The organism is Stenotrophomonas sp. STEN021 (assembly GCF_056760175.1).
On sequence record NZ_JBRREH010000001.1, the window covers coordinates 102,370 to 118,049 of the forward strand.

General features: G+C 65.1%; 17 protein-coding genes. 5 read left to right on the forward strand and 12 right to left on the reverse strand.

Annotation, left to right across the window (positions count from 1 at the left end):
- Nucleotides 1-114: 114 nt before the first annotated feature.
- Nucleotides 115-1,029, forward strand: coding sequence for a DUF808 domain-containing protein (locus ACVOL0_RS00510; RefSeq protein ID WP_481547406.1), 915 nt, complete (start codon nucleotides 115-117; stop codon nucleotides 1,027-1,029).
- 146 nt (nucleotides 1,030-1,175) lie between these two features.
- Here ACVOL0_RS00510 and ACVOL0_RS00515 read toward each other — a convergent pair whose 3' ends face one another.
- From ACVOL0_RS00515 to ACVOL0_RS00525, 3 genes are all read right to left on the reverse strand, one after another.
- Entirely contained in the window at nucleotides 1,176-1,856 is a 681-nt protein-coding gene (locus tag ACVOL0_RS00515; RefSeq protein WP_481547407.1) for a hypothetical protein, read from the reverse strand.
- 4 nt (nucleotides 1,857-1,860) lie between these two features.
- Nucleotides 1,861-2,397 carry an RNA polymerase sigma factor gene (locus tag ACVOL0_RS00520; protein ID WP_481547408.1) on the reverse strand — a complete coding sequence of 179 codons (537 nt, stop codon included), beginning with the start codon at nucleotides 2,395-2,397 and terminating at the stop codon, nucleotides 1,861-1,863.
- 68 nt (nucleotides 2,398-2,465) lie between these two features.
- Nucleotides 2,466-4,007: a GGDEF domain-containing protein gene (locus ACVOL0_RS00525; protein WP_481547409.1), complete on the reverse strand. Its 1,542-nt coding sequence runs from the start codon at nucleotides 4,005-4,007 to the stop codon at nucleotides 2,466-2,468.
- A gap of 118 nt (nucleotides 4,008-4,125) precedes the next feature.
- On the opposite strand from ACVOL0_RS00525, the gene ACVOL0_RS00530 reads away from it, so the two are divergent.
- Nucleotides 4,126-4,758 (forward strand): NAD-dependent epimerase/dehydratase family protein, encoded by a 633-nt coding sequence (locus ACVOL0_RS00530; protein ID WP_481547410.1) that lies wholly within the window; start codon nucleotides 4,126-4,128, stop codon nucleotides 4,756-4,758.
- A gap of 214 nt (nucleotides 4,759-4,972) precedes the next feature.
- On the opposite strand, the gene ACVOL0_RS00535 is transcribed toward ACVOL0_RS00530, so the two are convergent.
- The 9 genes from ACVOL0_RS00535 to pdhA form a co-directional block, all read right to left on the reverse strand.
- Nucleotides 4,973-5,737: an SDR family NAD(P)-dependent oxidoreductase gene (locus ACVOL0_RS00535; protein WP_481547411.1), complete on the reverse strand. Its 765-nt coding sequence runs from the start codon at nucleotides 5,735-5,737 to the stop codon at nucleotides 4,973-4,975.
- Between the two features lie 78 nt (nucleotides 5,738-5,815).
- On the reverse strand, nucleotides 5,816-6,238 hold the full coding sequence (locus ACVOL0_RS00540) for a hypothetical protein (protein WP_481527810.1): 423 nt from the start codon (nucleotides 6,236-6,238) through the stop codon (nucleotides 5,816-5,818).
- Between the two features lie 70 nt (nucleotides 6,239-6,308).
- A complete protein-coding gene (locus ACVOL0_RS00545) occupies nucleotides 6,309-6,695 on the reverse strand; it encodes a VOC family protein (RefSeq protein WP_481547412.1) in 387 nt (128 codons plus the stop codon).
- 39 nt (nucleotides 6,696-6,734) lie between these two features.
- Nucleotides 6,735-7,364: a DUF998 domain-containing protein gene (locus tag ACVOL0_RS00550; RefSeq protein WP_481547413.1), complete on the reverse strand. Its 630-nt coding sequence runs from the start codon at nucleotides 7,362-7,364 to the stop codon at nucleotides 6,735-6,737.
- 23 nt (nucleotides 7,365-7,387) lie between these two features.
- Nucleotides 7,388-7,729 carry a hypothetical protein gene (locus ACVOL0_RS00555; RefSeq protein ID WP_481547414.1) on the reverse strand — a complete coding sequence of 114 codons (342 nt, stop codon included), beginning with the start codon at nucleotides 7,727-7,729 and terminating at the stop codon, nucleotides 7,388-7,390.
- 249 nt (nucleotides 7,730-7,978) lie between these two features.
- Nucleotides 7,979-9,355 (reverse strand): dihydrolipoamide acetyltransferase family protein, encoded by a 1,377-nt coding sequence (locus ACVOL0_RS00560; RefSeq protein WP_481547415.1) that lies wholly within the window; start codon nucleotides 9,353-9,355, stop codon nucleotides 7,979-7,981.
- On the reverse strand, nucleotides 9,352-9,705 hold the full coding sequence (locus tag ACVOL0_RS00565) for an SH3 domain-containing protein (protein ID WP_313170923.1): 354 nt from the start codon (nucleotides 9,703-9,705) through the stop codon (nucleotides 9,352-9,354). The genes ACVOL0_RS00560 and ACVOL0_RS00565 overlap by 4 nt, the downstream gene beginning before the upstream one ends.
- A 1-nt stretch (nucleotide 9,706) precedes the next feature.
- Nucleotides 9,707-10,786 (reverse strand): alpha-ketoacid dehydrogenase subunit beta, encoded by a 1,080-nt coding sequence (locus ACVOL0_RS00570; protein ID WP_282273230.1) that lies wholly within the window; start codon nucleotides 10,784-10,786, stop codon nucleotides 9,707-9,709.
- Nucleotides 10,779-11,867, reverse strand: coding sequence for a pyruvate dehydrogenase (acetyl-transferring) E1 component subunit alpha (gene pdhA / locus ACVOL0_RS00575; RefSeq protein ID WP_481547416.1), 1,089 nt, complete (start codon nucleotides 11,865-11,867; stop codon nucleotides 10,779-10,781). The genes ACVOL0_RS00570 and pdhA overlap by 8 nt, the downstream gene beginning before the upstream one ends.
- A 408-nt stretch (nucleotides 11,868-12,275) precedes the next feature.
- Between pdhA and ACVOL0_RS00580 the strand changes: the two genes are divergently transcribed.
- The 3 genes from ACVOL0_RS00580 to ACVOL0_RS00590 all read left to right on the forward strand — a co-directional run bounded on the left by ACVOL0_RS00580 (nucleotide 12,276) and on the right by ACVOL0_RS00590 (nucleotide 15,461).
- Nucleotides 12,276-13,136, forward strand: a complete 861-nt coding sequence (locus ACVOL0_RS00580) for a tryptophan 2,3-dioxygenase (RefSeq protein WP_481547417.1) — start codon at nucleotides 12,276-12,278, stop codon at nucleotides 13,134-13,136.
- Between the two features lie 211 nt (nucleotides 13,137-13,347).
- On the forward strand, nucleotides 13,348-14,856 hold the full coding sequence (locus ACVOL0_RS00585) for a peptide MFS transporter (protein WP_481547418.1): 1,509 nt from the start codon (nucleotides 13,348-13,350) through the stop codon (nucleotides 14,854-14,856).
- Between the two features lie 11 nt (nucleotides 14,857-14,867).
- The gene (locus ACVOL0_RS00590) at nucleotides 14,868-15,461 is read left to right on the forward strand and encodes a thioredoxin family protein (RefSeq protein ID WP_481547419.1); all 594 of its coding nucleotides are present in this window, start codon (nucleotides 14,868-14,870) and stop codon (nucleotides 15,459-15,461) included.
- Nucleotides 15,462-15,680: the final 219 nt, after the last annotated feature.

The window sequence follows — 15,680 nt, forward strand, 5'->3', positions numbered from 1 at the left end:
GCAGTGTGGCCGCAGCCGGGTTGCCGGTGGGTGAATACGTGGCCCCATGCCCCGATCCAGCCGCGAATGAGTGAGAATCCTCCCTTCCTCTGTCTCATGACCTTACGGTGACCCATGGCTGGAGCCAGCCTGTTTGCCCTGCTCGACGATATTGCCGCGTTGCTGGATGACGTCTCCATCTTGACCAAGGTTGCCGCGAAGAAGACCGCCGGTGTGCTCGGTGACGACCTGGCCTTGAACGCGCAGCAGGTGACCGGCGTCAACGCCAACCGCGAGTTGCCGGTAGTGTGGGCGGTGGCCAAGGGCTCGCTGGTCAACAAGGCGATCCTGGTGCCGGCAGCCTTGGCGATCAGTGCATGGCTGCCATGGGCGATCACGCCGCTGATGATGATCGGTGGCGCCTTCCTCTGTTACGAAGGCGTGGAAAAACTGGCGCACAAGTTCCTGCATCCCAAGGATGAGGATGACGCGCGCAAGGCCGAGCGCTTGAAGGCCGTCGCCGACGAAAAAGTGGATCTGGTCGCGTTCGAGAAGGACAAGATCAAGGGGGCGGTGCGTACCGACTTCATCCTGTCGGCGGAGATCATCGTGCTCTCGCTGGGAACCGAAGCGGTGAAAAATGCGCCGTTCGCACAGCAGGCACTGACGCTGGTCGCCATTGCCATCGGCATGACGGCGTTCGTCTATGGTCTGGTCGCGGGCATCGTCAAACTCGATGACATCGGTGCCTGGTTGCTGGACAAGGGCCGTGCACTGGCTGCGGTCGGACGCGGCCTGCTGCATGCCACGCCGTGGCTGATGCGCGGCCTGTCGGTTGCCGGTACTGCGGCGATGTTCCTGGTTGGTGGCGGCATCCTGGTGCACGCGATTCCGGCCCTGCACCACTTCGTGGTCGGGCTGGCACCGGCCAACCTGGAATGGCTGGCCAATGCGCTGGGCAGCATGGTGGTGGGCATCATCATCGGTGCGGTGGTGCTGACCGTGGTGACCATGATCCAGCGTATGCGTGGGGCGAACGCCGCGCATTGAAGCCGGCGTTGTAGGAGCGGCGTAAGCCGCGAAGCCGATAGACCGACCGTTGTAGGAGCGGCGTAAGCCGCGAAGTGGAGAATTCTTCAGGCATCAGCAATGCATGCCGGCATGAGAGGTATCTGAAAGATTGTCAGCTTCGCGGCTTACGCCGCTCCTACAACAACCGCCGCGCCCTGTTCCAACTCCCGCAACTGCTGCTGCGCGCGGGCCAGCGATTGCCCGGACAGGCTGTTCAGCAAGCGTTGCAGGCGATGACTGGCCGGCAAGCGTCGCATCGCCCAGCGTGCGGCCGCGATGCTAGCCAGCATCACCACCACGCCGAAGCCCAATGTGCCGAGGAACCACGCTGGCGCCATCGCGTACAGGTCCAGTCCCAGCCACTGCACGCACAGGCATTGCAGTACCAGCAGCCATAGGCAGAACCACGGCAGGCCCAGGCCAAGCTCGCTCAGTGCGGTGAAGCGGCGCAGGCGTGCAAGCCGTCGCTGCTGGATCAGCACCGGTGCCTCCGCCGCATCCGCGTGCAGCGCCAACAAGGCGCGGGTCACCGATACCCAGATCGCAGCGATGCCGTAGATATGCAGGGCCAGCCCGGTAAGCAGCAGTTGCGGTAGCTGGCGGTGTTCAACCCAGAAGCTGGCCGCCAGCACGGTCACCATGATCCACACCAGCAGCCAAACCAGTTGCAGGCCGCTGAACCAGCGCAGGCGGCGCTGCACGCTGGCTTGGCGCGGTTGCTGCCAGGCCTGCAGGGCCTGCACTTCCAGCTGGTCGATACGTTGCGCCTGCTGTGCCCAGGCGACTTTGAGTTCGTCGAGTTCCATGCTGTCAATCTCGGGTAGCGGCGTTGGGATTGAATTGGCTGCGCAGTTGCTGGCGCAACCGATGCAGGCGGGTGGCGGCATTGCTGGCGCTGATGCCCAGCACCTCACCGATTTCGCGGTGGCTGCAGTCATCCAGGTGCAGCAGCAACAGGGCTCGATCCAGCGCCGGCAAGCGGTGTATCAACTGATTGAGCTGGGCCAGGCTGGCGCTTTCCTCGGCGTTGTCGGCAACGCTGGCCAGGTCGTCATCCAGCGCTGCATCGCTGTGGTACTGCCGGCGCAGCTCACGGCTGCGCAGCTGCGAGATGGCGGTGTTCAAGGCGATGCGGTACAGCCAGGTGCTGAATTGTGCGCGCTGCGGATCAAAGGCTGGGAAGGCGCGCCAGGCCTGGATGCTGATTTCCTGGATCAGGTCGCTGCGGTCGTCGCGCTGCGCGCAATAGCCACGCGCGACCTTGAGCACGATGCCCTGATGCTGGGCCAGCAGCAGGGCAAAGCGTTGTTGCTGGTCGGCGATGGGTTTGGTCGCAGTGATGTCCATGCCCGGGTGATTCGCACCAGCGCAGGAAATATCACAGCCTGTGAGCCGGTTGTCGTTGCTGTCGCCGCTCAGGCGGCGGGCAGCACCTGATTGCGACCTACGCGCTTGGCCGCATACAAGGCCTGATCGGCCCGCTGCAGCAGGGCCTGCAGGGCTTCGCCGGGCAGGGCCTGGGCGACGCCGGCGCTGAAACGCACCTGCACGCGCTGTTCTTCATGCAGGAACGGGCGTTGCGCCAGCTGCTGCTGCAGCTGTTGCAGGGTTTCCAGCGCGGCGGCGCGGTTGAGCCCGGGCAGCACCAGCACGAACTCGTCGCCACCGAGGCGGGCGATGCAGTCGCGGCCGCGCAGGCGTTGCTGGGTCACCGTCACCAGATGGCGCAGGGCCTGATCGCCGCCAGCGTGGCCGTGCCGGGCATTGGTCTGGCCGAAATGATCCAGATCGATCATGGCCAGACTCAGTGGCGCGCCGTGGTCGGCCAACAACTCGCCCAGCTGCTGCTCCAGGCCGCGGCGGTTCAATGCCCCGGTCAGCGGATCGGTGCGCAGCTGGCTGCCGGCTTCTTCCAGCTCCCGTTCCAGCTGCTGCACGCGTTGCTCGGCGGCCTTGGCCTCGGCCCGCGCATTGGCCAGATGGTCGCGCGCACGCGCGGCCTGTTGCTGTACCCGTGCGGTGTCCTGCAGCACGTCCTGCAGCAACTGGGTAAGGTCGGAAATGCTGCGGGTCTGGCGCACCGCAACGGCGTAGCTGGCGATGCGATCATGGTATTCGCCGGTTTCGGTGACCATGCCGTCCACCTGCTGCACGAAGTCGACCATCAGGTCCTTCATCGCCTGCTTGGACTGGTCGATGCCCTCGCGCAGCAGCCCCTGTCGATAGATCACTTCGCGCAGGTCGTTGCGGGTCTGCTCCAGCGAGTTGGCGTCCAGCGGCCCGGCCAACAGCTGCCGGATCGAACGGATCTGGCCTTGCAGCCAGCTGTCACCATCGAGCAGCTCGGAGATGTTCTCCAGCAGCATGTCGAACAGGTTGAGCAGCAGGTCGCGTTGTTCCTGCAGACTGCTGCTGCGCACGCCGACCTGGTGGCAGAGTTCGCGCAGATGGATGGCCACCGGCTGCAAGGGCTGGCCGCTGCGCCAGCTGCGCAGCTCCTCGCCCATGCGCTGTGCCTGCTGTTCGAGCTCAGGCGACTGCTGCATCAGGCTGGCCAGCACCGCGCCGAGGGTGTCGCGCAGCATGTCGCGCAGCTGCTCGGCCTGGCTGTTGCGGGTGTGGGAGGCTTCCAGTTCGACGGTACGGATGTACTTGTCGATCAATTGCCGCAGCAGGCGGCCGTAGCGCTCCCAGTCCTGCTCGGCATGCGCGCTGTGCAAGCGTTGGCCCATGTCACCGAGTTCACCGGGCAGGGTGCACATGCCCTGGGCGAAGGCGGCCAATACTGATTCGGGTGCGTTGGCGCCGATGAACAAGCGCTGCAGCATCGCCATGCCGCCGCCCCCGCTGGCTACCACCTCGACTGCCGCAGCCGCCTGCGGCGCGGACCGCCGGGACAGGATGCGGCCCAGCCCGCTGCTGCGGGAGGTGGAGGAGTCGTCGGGGCTGTCGGCCATTGCGCAGGGGTCCGGGCGGGTTGTGGCTGCGCCCGTGCGCAACCGGAGGTGGTGTCCAAGCCCCATTATCGGCAAGGTAGCAGCGGGCTTGAATGGCAGCCGATCACAGGAGCACATCATGCGGGTATTGCTGGCTGGCGCGACCGGTCTGGTCGGGGCGCAGGTACTGCAGCGGTTGTTGGCCGAGCCACGCTGCAGCGGCGTGATCGCACCGACCCGGCGCGCGCTGGCGCGGACCGACCCCAAGCTGCTCAATCCGGTGCTGGATTTTGCCGCGCTGGCGACGGTGGCGCAGGGCTGGCAGGTGGATGCGGTGATCTGCGCGCTGGGCTCGACGATGAAACAGGCCGGCTCGCGTGAGGCCTTCCGGCTGATCGACCATGGCTATCCGCTGGTGATTGCACGCGCAGTGCGTGCCAATGGCTGCGAGGTGTTTGCCTTGAACTCGGCGGCCGGTGCCAATCCGCGTTCGCTGGTGTTCTATAGCCGGGTCAAGGGCGAGCTGGAGCAGGATCTGCGCGCGCTGGGGTTTGCTTCGTTGACGCTGGTTCGTCCGGGATTGATCGGCGGCGAGCGTGCCGAACGTCGCACCGGCGAGCATCTGGCCAGCGTGGTGCTGGGCGCGCTGGCGCCGGTATTGCCGCGCGCATGGCGTATCAATCCGGCCACGCGGATTGCCGACGCCTTGGTGGAGGCGGTATTGGATCCGCAGCCGGGCGTGCGGGTGGTTGGGTCGGCGGAGTTGGTGTGAACCGGTTGAGTGGCGTTGTTGTAGGAGCGGGGGGGGGGGGGGGGGGGGGGGGGGGGGGGGGGGGGGGGGGCGGGGCGCGGGGGCGCGGCGGCGCGGGCCCGGCGCCGGCCCCCCCCCCCCCCCCCCCCCCCCCCCCCCCCCCCCCCCCCCCCCCCCCCCCCCCCCCCCCCCCCCCCCCCCCCCGCTCCTACAAACAGCAGGCTCCACAACGCTGTCAGGCCGGCAGTGACTGCCCGCCATCCACTGCCAGCACCTGGCCGGTGATCCAGCGCGCTGCGGGCGAGCACAGGAATACCGCGGTGTTGGCCACATCCTCGACATTGCCGAAGCCACCAAACGGGATCTTGCTGCGGATCTGTTCGTACAGTTCGGGTGCGCTGCTGCGGCGCTGCTCCCATAGTCCGCCGGGGAATTCGATCGAGCCCGGTGCCAACGCGTTGACCCGGATGCGCTCACGCGCCAGCTCGGTCGCCAGGCTGGTGGTGTAGTAATTCAAGGCGGCCTTGGCGGCGGAGTAGGCCGCTGCGCGTGGCGTCGGCACCGAGGCGTTGATCGAGCTGATGTTGAGGATGGCCGGCATCGCACTCAGGCGCAGATGCGGCAGGGCAGCGCGGTTGGCGCGCACCGCGGCCATCAGGTCGATATCGAAACCAGCTTGCCAGCTCGCATCGTCATTGCCGTTGCCATAGCCGGAGGCATTGTTGACGAGGATGTCGACGCCACCCAGCGTAGTTGCAGCGGCATCGATCCAGGCTTGAATCTGCATCGGATCGGCGAGATCACATTGCTGCGTGTGCGCGGCAGCTGCACCGTCGCCCAGCAGCTGTTCGGCAGCCTGTTGCAACGCCGCTGCACCACGCGCGCAGATGCTGACTTTCGCGCCGTCGCGGGCAAAGGCCTGGGCGATGGCCAGGCCGATGCCGCGGCTGCCGCCTGCAACCAGCACGCGTGCGTTTTGTAGTGAAACAGAAGGGGGCATTGCTGCGGTTCCGGTGGGCGGAGAGCGCACATTATCCCCGGGTTGCGCGTTGCAGGCGGCGAATGCGCTGTTCCGTGCTCAGGGCAGGCCGGGTACGTTCAAGGACGCGAACAGCAGGTTCTGCGCCTTCTTGGCCATTGATCGTGGCAGCTTGGCGATGAAGGTGTCGCCGGTCAGCGCCATGTCGCCGCGGAGGATGAAACCGTTGATCTGGGTGTAGCTTTTGACGGTGTATCTGTTCCCATCGCGGGTGACTTCCAGATACATCGGCGAGGTCAGGATGTTGTTGCCCTTGCGATAGACGCGGGTGCCATCGATGTCGCGGACCAGGCGATAGCCCTGCTGGCTTGCCCAGGCATCAACCTTGGCCAGCACGTTCTCATCGGAGCTGAAGGTGGTGAGGTCATGCGGCCTGCCGCTGTTCTTTGCCATCAGTGCGAGGATGTTGACCAGGGCCAGGCCGCCCAGTGCGCCCACGATCATTCCGGTGATCAAACTCATGCTGTTGACTCTTTGAAGTTGGGGCGGCATTCCAGCACATCGCAATGCCCGTTGTCGTGAAAATTCCGCGCTATTTCCAGATGTTGGGTATTGCGCCGAGTTCCGGATGTTTCATCTGCACGATGCAGAAGCGATGGCCAGTAGGCGCTTCCATCACCCACCAGCGTTTGATCTTGCCGATACGGCGCGCACCCAATGCTTCAAGCCGGTCAGCCTCGGCATCGATATCGTCGGCCTCGATATCCAGATGTACACGGGAGGTGTGGTCCACGCGCTGCACTTCCACGTGCAGTGCGGCCGGCGCGCCCAATAGTTCGGCGTATTGCGCACCATCGTCCTCGGTGTAGCCGGACTCTGCTCTCAGGCCGAGTGCAGGTGCCCAGAACGCGGCGGCAGCATCGCTGTCGGTGCCCTGGCAATCAATGATGAAACCGGCCAGACGGCTGCGGTGGCTCATGCGGATGCTCCGGTGACAGAGAACCGCAGCGTACACCGGCTAGCCAGGGGCTCGCGTTATTGCGCTGGGGCCGGCTGCTGCCGGTGCGCTCAACCGCCAGGCGGTGATGCACAGGACACCATACACACCCCATTCGGCCAAGCGCTGCAGCAGCCCGCGCCAAGGCTGCAGTTGTTCCAACCCCATCGCTATGAACAGCAGCAGCCATACCGCTGCCAGCGCGATCCACAGCATGCGGGTAAGCGGGCGGATGCCGGGAGCAGTGGCAAGCAGCACCAGCGCTAGCGTGGTGCCAAGATAGGTGAACAGGCCGAGCAGGGTATGCAGTGATTGCGACAGACTGCCGGTGATCGGACAGCTGAGATCGCAGGGCGCCAGGGCTGAACCTATCCACGCCACGGGTTCAAACATCAGCAGCCAATAGCCGAATCGACTGACGCCGGTCACCGGCACCGTGCGTGCGAAGGCGAACAGCAGCAGCGCCGCCAGCACGCCGACCGGAATGAAGCCGAACAAACTGATCAGCCGTGCATGCGCGCTGCCGGTTGCGCCGAGTTCGCTGATGTATTGCGATAGCGCTGAATAGCCGGGCTTGAGCGCGGCACCGCCAAGCAGCATCAGCAGGTACATCGCCACGAACAGCAGGATCAGACAGCGTTGCAAGCGCATGGGCCCGCCTGTGGTTGCCGTGCTCAGCGCACGCGGTTGGACAGGAATAGTTCCACCTTGCCGCAGCCCGGGCAGGCATGCAGGTCGAATTCCTCGCGGTTGACGAACAGCTCGCCGATATCGCCGAGCAGGAAGGGCATGGCCTGCGACCCTTCATGGAAGCGCTTGCGGCCGATGAACTCCATGCGCATGCCGGGGCAGCGCGGGCAGTCGATCAGGCGTGGAGGTTGGGTCCAGCTGCGCCTGTCATCGGGCAGGTAGTCGCGTGGCGGCGGTGCGCCGTCTGCGTGGGTGCCGCACTTCCAGCACTGGTCGAAGTTGTCTTCGTTGGCTTCCTTGCAGTTGCTGCAGGTCCAGGTGCCCATGGCGGTTTTGGTTGTGGGGTTGAGTTGGCCAATCGTAGCGCTGGAGTTGTGGCTTGGCGTTACAGGTGGGTGATGCTTTTTGTTTGGATCGGGCGAAAGATCAAGAACTGCCCTCACCCCAATCCCTCTCCCGCAGGCGGGAGAGGGGTTGGGGTGAGGGGAAGCTTCCAACAAGCACCCCCGAGCAACCGCCAAGCCAAAAAAAGGCCCGCATCGCTGCGGGCCTCAAATAACGCCAGCAAAAAACTATCAGTGAATCTTGGCCAGATCGTCGATCAGCACGCGCAGGAAGCGCGCCGCTTCGCCGCCGGTGCAGGCGCGGTGATCGAAGGTGACCGACAACGGGATGACCTTGTGCGTTTCAATGCCGCCCATCACCGGGGTGACCTGGAAGCGGGCACGGCCGGCGGCAACGATGGCCACACACGGCGGTACGACCACCGGGGTGGCGTAGCGGCCGGCGAACATGCCGAAGTTGGACAGGCTGATGGTGTAGCCGCTCAGCTCCGACGGTGCGATCGAGCGGTCTTCCACCTGCTGGCGCAGACGGTTGATGCCCTCGCGCACGCCACGGGCATCGAGCATGTCGGCATTGCGCAGGGCTGGTACGAACAGGCCGTCGTCGGTGTCCACGGCGATGCCGATGTCGACCTGGGCGTGCAGGGTACGGGTGAGGTTGTCACCGTCGAACCAGGCATTCATTGCCGGCACGGCCTGGCAGGCGCTGACGATGGCGCGGACCAGGCGCGAGGTCATGTCGTTGCCCGGCGCCCAGGCATGGATGTCGGCGTCATCGCTGAGCGTGGTCGGCACGACCTTGCTGTGTGCGTCGGCCATCACCCGTGCCATGTTGCGGCGCACGCCCTTGAGCGGTTCCGGTTGGCCCTTGGCGACCACGCCCGGAGGGGCGGTACGCATCGGCTTGCCAGCGGCGGACAGCGGGGTGCGAGCGCTTGAGCCCCTCTCCCCCTGGGAGAGGGGTTGGGGTGAGGGTACGGCAGCTGCAGTGGAGCTCGATGCAACTGCCACTGTTCCAGTGGAAGAGGGGAGCAGGGCAGACGGGTTTGCCGCCGCCTGCTTCACATCATTCATCGTCACCGCGCCTTCGGCGCCGGTGGCGCGTACGCGGGCCAGATCGACGCCGAGCTTGCGGGCCATCGCACGCACGGCCGGCACTGCCTTGACACCACCGACGGCCACGGCCTGCTCGGTGTGCACGGCATTGGAGCTGACCATCGCGCCGACCACGGTGCCTTCATCGGCACGCTCGGCGGCAGCGGCAGCAACCGGTGCCGGCGCGGCAACCGGCGCAGGCGTGGCTTCGGCCGGTGCGCCGTGGTGATGGCCGGTATCCTGGCCTTCGGCACGCTGCGGCAGGTTGGGGTCGAGCTCGAAACTCGCCAGCACGTGGCCGGTCACAACAATGTCGCCAGCGCCGCCGGCCAGCTTCAGCACCTTGCCGGAGTAGGGCGAGGGCACTTCCACCACGGCCTTGGCGGTTTCCATTGCCACCAGTGGCTCGTCGAGCTTGATCACGTCGCCTTCCTTGACGAACCACTCAACGATGGTCGCGTCCGGCAGGCCTTCGCCCAGGTCGGGCAGGTTGAAATTCTTGGTCTGGCTCATGTGAGTTTCTCTTCCAGCAATTCGAGTTCGCGTGCCGGCAGCCAGCCCTGCGCGCCATCGGCGCGCTCGGACCACCACCAGCCACCATGTTCGTGATGCAGCCTTACCTGCTCCCCGCGATCAACGTCCAGCTCGCGTGCGCTGTAGTCGCGCAGCGCTTCGGCACGGCCATTGTCCAATACCTGCAGCCAGGCCACCGGCGCCCAGCCGGCGCTGCCTTCGCTGGTTTTCACCCAGGCGAAGGCCGGCCATTCCTCGTCGCGTACGCCAAGCTCGACGATCTGCCCGGTACGGAACTGCAGGGGGTTGCGGTATTGGCTGCGGTAGCTGCCAATCAAGCGTGCCAGCATGTCAGCCCACCGCGACCGCACGCTTGGCGGCGGTCACGATCCGTTCCACGCTGGGCAGGTACTTCATCTCCAGGCGGAACAGCGGGATGTGGGTGTCATAACCGGCAACGCGCTCGACCGGTGCCAGCAGGTCGTAGATCGACTCTTCGGCCAGGCGCGCGGCGATTTCGGCGCCAAAGCCAGCGGTCTTCGGTGCTTCCTGCACGATCACGCAGCGGCCGGTCTTGGCCACTGATTCGGCGATGGTGGCGAAATCCAGCGGGCGCAGCGTGGCCACGTCGATCACTTCGGCACTGATGCCTTCGCCGGCCAGTTTGTCGGCGGCTTCCAGCGCTTCCTTGACCTGTGCACCCCAGGTGACCAGGGTCACGTCGGTGCCGTCACGCAGCACGAAGCACACGTCCAGCGGCAGTGCCTCGCCGTCATTGACGACCACTTCCTTGTACTGGCGGTAGATGCGCTTGGGCTCCATGTAGATCACCGGATCCGGCTCGCGGATCGCGGCCAGCAACAGGCCGTAGGCGCGCTGCGGGCTGGACGGCAGCACCACGCGCATGCCCGGCACATTGGTGAAGATGGCTTCGTTGGCTTCGCTGTGGTGTTCCGGCGCGCGGATGCCACCGCCCCACGGCACGCGCAGCACCATCGGGCAATGCAGGCGGCCACGGGTACGGTTGCGCAGGCGTGCGGCGTGGCAGATCAGGTGATCGACCATCGGATAGACGAAGCCGTCGAACTGGGCTTCGGCCACCGGCTTCATGCCCTGTGCGGCCAGGCCGACGGTGAGGCCGGCGATGGTGGTTTCGTCCAGCGGGGTGTCGAGCACGCGCTGCGCGCCGAACTGCTGCTGCAGGCCGGCGGTGGCGCGGAACACGCCGCCGTTGACGCCCACGTCCTCGCCCAGCACCAGCACCGATGGGTCGTGTTCCATTTCCCAGGCCAGGGCCTGGGTGACGGCTTCGATGAGGGTGATCGGGGTAGCTGTCATCGGGGTGTCTCCGCTGTTGCTCGCCGCACTGTGCGCGACGCCGTGATCGTGGCTGGCCGAGGTGACGGCAGCATTGCGCTTGATGTCATCCATGGCGCTGCTCCAGGGCGATGGCGGCAGCGCGCTGCGCCAGCAGGTCCGGCGGCGGATCGGCATACAGGTAATCGAACATGGCCTCTACCGGCTGCACTGGGCAGTTGAGGTAGGCGTTGACCTCCTCGTCCACGCGGCTGCCGCATTCGGTGATCCAGTTCTTTTCTTCTTCTTCGCTCCACACGCCGTGCGCGGTCAGGTACTTGCGCAGGCGGATCAGCGGCTCGTTCAACCAGGCCGATTTCACTTCGGCGTCGTCGCGGTAGCGGCGGGCGTCGTCGGCGGTGGTGTGGTCGGAGAGGCGGTAGGTGAGCAGTTCCAGCACCGTGCCGCCCTGGCCGGACAGGGCGCGCTCGCGCGCCTGTTCCATCGCCGCCATCACCGCGATCAGGTCGTTGCCGTCCACCTGCAGGCAGAACAGGCCGCCGGCCAGGCCTTTCTGGGCCAGGGTCTCGGCGCCGGTCTGGGCCGAGCGCGGTACCGAGATGGCCCAGCCGTTGTTCACCACGCACAGGATCAGCGGCAGCTTGTAGGCGCCGGCCGAGTTCACCGCGGCGTAGAAATCGGTCTTGGAGCTGCCGCCATCACCGCAGACGCTGACCGCGACCTGCGGCAGGTTGCGCAGCTTGAACGACAGCGCCGAACCGGCCGCGTGCAGGCACTGGGTCGAGATCGGCACGCAGATCGGGAAATCGCGGGCCGCATCGCTGTCGCGGTCGTAGTCGCTGCCGCGCTCGTCGCCGCCCCAGTACATCAGGACGTCGCGCGGGCGTACGCCGCGCATGAACATGGCGCCGTACTCGCGGTAGCTGGGGGCGAACACGTCGCCGCTCTTCATGGCCGCGCCGATGCCGACGTGGGCCGCTTCATGGCCCAGGCAGGAGGCAAAGGTGCCGAGCTTGCCGGTGCGCTGCAGCGCCACGGCCTTGGTGTCGAACACCCGCGTGGCCAGCATCTGCTTGAACATCGGCAGCAGCGAGCGTGGGTCGCGCAGCGAGGCGGGTAGGTCATCACGTACCAGGTTGCCGTCGGCATCCAGGTACTGCAGGTAATCGATTTGGAACTGGGCGGAAACCGTCATTGCAGCAACACCTTGGACAGATGGTTTCAAATGATAGGAATTACGCATGGTAAGGACTCAGTCCGAAAAAGCCGTCCTGCGCCGCAACAAGATTGACCGGGTGCAGACCGGTTTTGTTCCGCGGCGCGCGACTCGGGCGAGCAATTGCAACGTATTCAGTCTGTGACAACAGGAACGGCACATTGTCGCTCCGCTGCGGTTTGCGCGTGTTTCGATTCCGTTTGCGCGGGAGCCAGGTCCAGGGCACCCCTCCCCAACCCTCCCCTTGCCTTCGGCAAAGGGAGGGGGCGTAGTGCCGACCCATGGTCGGCAGGGGCTTCACCGGTACTGACTCTGCCGACCATGGGTCGGCACTACAGAAGGTCCAACGCTGCGTTACCCTTGCCGGCCCATACGATGGCCAGGCCGATGACCGTAGAAAAGAACCAGCGTGAGCTCGAAGCCGGTATCCATACCGACCTGCAGGGCCGGCTCACCTACGGCGGCTACCTGCGCCTGGACCAGTTGCTGTCAGCCCAGCAGCCGCTGTCCAACCCGCCGCACCACGACGAAATGCTGTTCATCATCCAGCACCAGACCTCGGAGCTGTGGCTCAAGCTGCTGGCCCATGAGCTGCGCGCGGCGCGCGGCCACATGCAGCGCGACGAGGTCTGGCAGTGCCGCAAGGTATTGGCCCGGGCCAAGCAGGTGCTGCGTCTGCTGACCGAGCAGTGGGCGGTGCTGGAAACCCTCACCCCTTCCGAATACATGGGCTTCCGCGACGTGCTCGGCCCGTCCTCGGGCTTCCAGTCGCTGCAGTACCGCTATATCGAATTCCTGCTCGGCAACAAGAACGCCGACATGCTCAACGTGTTTGCGCACGACCCGGAAGGGCAGGCGCAGCTGCGTGAGGTGCTGGAAGCGCCCAGCCTGTATGAGGAGTTCCTGGCCTACCTGGCGCGCTTCGGCCATGCCATCCCGGCGGCCTATGAAGGCCACGACTGGACCCAGTCGCATATCAGCGACCCGGCCCTGCGCCCGGTATTCGAGAACATCTATCAGGACACCGACCGCTACTGGCGTGAGTATTCGCTGTGCGAGGACCTGGTGGACCTGGAGACCCAGTTCCAGCTGTGGCGCTTCCGGCATATGCGCACGGTGATGCGGGTGATCGGTTTCAAGCGCGGTACCGGCGGTTCCAGCGGCGTGGGCTTTCTCCGACAGGCGCTGGAGCTGACCTTCTTCCCCGAGCTGTTCGAGGTGCGGACCACCATTCGCGGCGACGCCTGAACCCTTGGCGTGGCTGAAAGTTCAACCTATTCAGCAGCTTGCGCTGCACCATGGACTGGGCTCGGAGCGTCCGTCCCAGCCGTGGCGCAGCGGTTGGTTGCAGCAGTATGTATTTGACGTGAAGCCGATGCTTCTGTGATCCTCGCCCGTCGCGCCGGTTCCGGCCGACTTGCTTGCATTACTTACCCAACGAATTATCAGGGGACACCGCATGAGCGCTGCCGCGCCGAATTCCGAACCAACCCCGGCGCCCGTGCCGGAGTTCAAGACCATCCTCGGCCATCCAAAGCCACTGTGGATGCTGTTCATGGCCGAATTCTGGGAGCGCTTTGCGTTCTACGGCATTCGCTGGGCGATGGTGCTGTACATCGTCGCGCAGTTCCAGGGCGGTCTGGCCTCGGGCGAAAAGCCTGCAGCCGAGCTGTACGGCGCCTACCTGGCGCTGGTCTATGCCGGTGCCATCTTCGGTGGCTACGTCGCCGACAAACTGGTCGGCTTCCAGCGCTCCATCCTGCTGGGCGCACTGTTCATGGCCATTGGCCTGTTCATGCTGGTCTCGCCCAGCGAAGTGATCTTCAAGCTCGGCCTGGCCACCATCATCGTCGGCAACGGCCTGTTCAAGCCGATCATCTCGACCATGGTGGGCAAGCTGTACGTGCAGGGTGATGCACGCCGCGATGCCGGTTTCACCATCTTCTACATGGGCATCAACATCGGTGCGCTGCTGGCCCCGGTCATCACCGGTGCGCTGGCCAAGATGGTCTTCGGCACCGAGCAGGACCCGCATTACCAGTGGGTGTTCATCGCTTCGGGCATCGGCATGGTGGCCAGCCTGGTCTGGTTCTGGTTTGGCCGCGCGCAGCTGAAGGGCATCGGTCTGCCGGAAGAAGGCCAGAAGAGCCTGGGCCGCGTCGGACTGGTGGCCGCGCTGGGCCTGCTGATCGGCATCCCGGTGTTCTACTTCCTGCTGACCATTGATGCCAATGCGCTGCAGGCGATCCTGATGACGCTGTTCATCGTGCCGGCGCTGATGCTGCTGGTGGAAGGCATCCGCAGCGGCTCGGTTGCGCGCGACAAGGTGATCGCCATGCTGGTGATCTTCGTGTTCAACGTGCTGTTCTGGATGTTCTTCGAACAGGCCGGCAGCTCGTTCACCTTCCTCGCCGACAAGATCGTCAACCGCGAATTTGGCAGCTGGACCTTCCCGTTGGAGTGGTTCCAGTCGGTGAACTCGGTGGCCATCATTGTCTGTGCGCCGATCATGGCCTGGATGTGGGTCAAGATGGGCAAGGCCAATCCGTCCATTCCGCGCAAGTTCGGCCTTGGCCTGATCTTCAATGGCCTGGCCTTCCTGCTGCTGATGGTGGCGCTGTCGAGCATGGTCAATGATGCCGGCAAGATCCCGTTCTGGACCCTGTTCGCGGTCTACGTGATCCAGTCCATCGGTGAGCTGTGCCTGTCGCCGATCGGCCTGTCGATGACCACCAAGCTGGCTCCGACCCGTCTGGCCGGCATGGCAATGGGCTGCTGGTTCCTGTCCATCGCCATTGGTAACAATCTGGCCGGTATCTTTGCCGGCAAGGTCAGCGGCGAAGGCGGCATGACCGTTGCGTCGGCGCAGTCCGGTTACACCTTCGGCTTCTGGGCCCTGGTGGGTTCGGGCGTGCTGTTGTTCCTGGTCGCTCCGCTGATCAACAAGCTCATGCACGGCGTGAAGTAAGGAGTCATGCGATGAAACTTCTGTTCGGAACGCTTCCCCTGTTGCTCAGCGTGGCGCTGACTGGCTGCAATCAACCGCCGCCCGCCAAGCCTGAAACGGTGCAGCCGCTGGATACGTCCGAACAGAAGGCGCCGGTGGCTGATACCAGTCAACCGGTGGCATCGGGCAATACCCCCACTGCAGCGGATATCGCTGCGGTGGCTGGGCTCAACGCGCAGTTCGACCCGGCCCGCGACCCGGTCGCCGATCTGGAAACGGCCAAGGTCGAGGCTCAGCGTGGTGGCAAGCGCATCGTTCTGGATGTGGGCGGCGAGTGGTGCTCCTGGTGCCACCTGCTGGACGCCTTCATGGAAGGTGATTCGGAGCTGCGCCGCTTCCGCGATGCCAACTACGTGTGGATGAAGGTGAACTACAGCGAAGAGAACGAGAACGCCGAGTTCCTAGCGCGTTTCCCGGAGATTAAGGGCTACCCGCACCTGTTCGTGCTGGATGCCGAGGGCCAGTTGCTGCATTCGCAGTTCACCGGTGATCTGGAGAAGGGCAAGGGGTACGACCGCACCAAGTTCGATGCCTTCCTGAAAGCATGGGCACCGCCGGCGAAGTAAGCTTGCGATGTGGTTGAACGAAAACGGCGCCGAAAGGCGCCGTTTTTCGTTGCCCCCTCCCTTGCGCGCAGCGCAGGGGAGGGGTGCCTTTGATTCTGATCTTTGCTGTTAGCTCTCGGCCTTAAGCAAAGCCAAAGCCAAAGCCAAAGCCAAAGCACCCCTCCCCAACCCTCCCCTGCGCTTTGCGCAAGGGAGGGGGTTAAGCCACAGCCTTCATCT

Coding starts and splice junctions, on each gene's coding strand:
- ACVOL0_RS00535 (WP_481547411.1), bottom strand. CDS start 5,737: ATGCCCCCTTCTGTTTCACTACAAAACGCACGCGTGCTGGTTGCAGGC.
- ACVOL0_RS00560 (WP_481547415.1), bottom strand. CDS start 9,355: ATGAGCCAGACCAAGAATTTCAACCTGCCCGACCTGGGCGAAGGCCTG.
- ACVOL0_RS00580 (WP_481547417.1), top strand. CDS start 12,276: ATGACCGTAGAAAAGAACCAGCGTGAGCTCGAAGCCGGTATCCATACC.
- ACVOL0_RS00520 (WP_481547408.1), bottom strand. CDS start 2,397: ATGGACATCACTGCGACCAAACCCATCGCCGACCAGCAACAACGCTTT.
- ACVOL0_RS00545 (WP_481547412.1), bottom strand. CDS start 6,695: ATGAGCCACCGCAGCCGTCTGGCCGGTTTCATCATTGATTGCCAGGGC.
- pdhA (WP_481547416.1), bottom strand. CDS start 11,867: ATGACGGTTTCCGCCCAGTTCCAAATCGATTACCTGCAGTACCTGGAT.
- ACVOL0_RS00590 (WP_481547419.1), top strand. CDS start 14,868: ATGAAACTTCTGTTCGGAACGCTTCCCCTGTTGCTCAGCGTGGCGCTG.
- ACVOL0_RS00540 (WP_481527810.1), bottom strand. CDS start 6,238: ATGAGTTTGATCACCGGAATGATCGTGGGCGCACTGGGCGGCCTGGCC.
- ACVOL0_RS00515 (WP_481547407.1), bottom strand. CDS start 1,856: ATGGAACTCGACGAACTCAAAGTCGCCTGGGCACAGCAGGCGCAACGT.
- ACVOL0_RS00550 (WP_481547413.1), bottom strand. CDS start 7,364: ATGCGCTTGCAACGCTGTCTGATCCTGCTGTTCGTGGCGATGTACCTG.
- ACVOL0_RS00565 (WP_313170923.1), bottom strand. CDS start 9,705: ATGCTGGCACGCTTGATTGGCAGCTACCGCAGCCAATACCGCAACCCC.
- ACVOL0_RS00510 (WP_481547406.1), top strand. CDS start 115: ATGGCTGGAGCCAGCCTGTTTGCCCTGCTCGACGATATTGCCGCGTTG.
- ACVOL0_RS00530 (WP_481547410.1), top strand. CDS start 4,126: ATGCGGGTATTGCTGGCTGGCGCGACCGGTCTGGTCGGGGCGCAGGTA.
- ACVOL0_RS00525 (WP_481547409.1), bottom strand. CDS start 4,007: ATGGCCGACAGCCCCGACGACTCCTCCACCTCCCGCAGCAGCGGGCTG.
- ACVOL0_RS00570 (WP_282273230.1), bottom strand. CDS start 10,786: ATGGATGACATCAAGCGCAATGCTGCCGTCACCTCGGCCAGCCACGAT.
- ACVOL0_RS00555 (WP_481547414.1), bottom strand. CDS start 7,729: ATGGGCACCTGGACCTGCAGCAACTGCAAGGAAGCCAACGAAGACAAC.
- ACVOL0_RS00585 (WP_481547418.1), top strand. CDS start 13,348: ATGAGCGCTGCCGCGCCGAATTCCGAACCAACCCCGGCGCCCGTGCCG.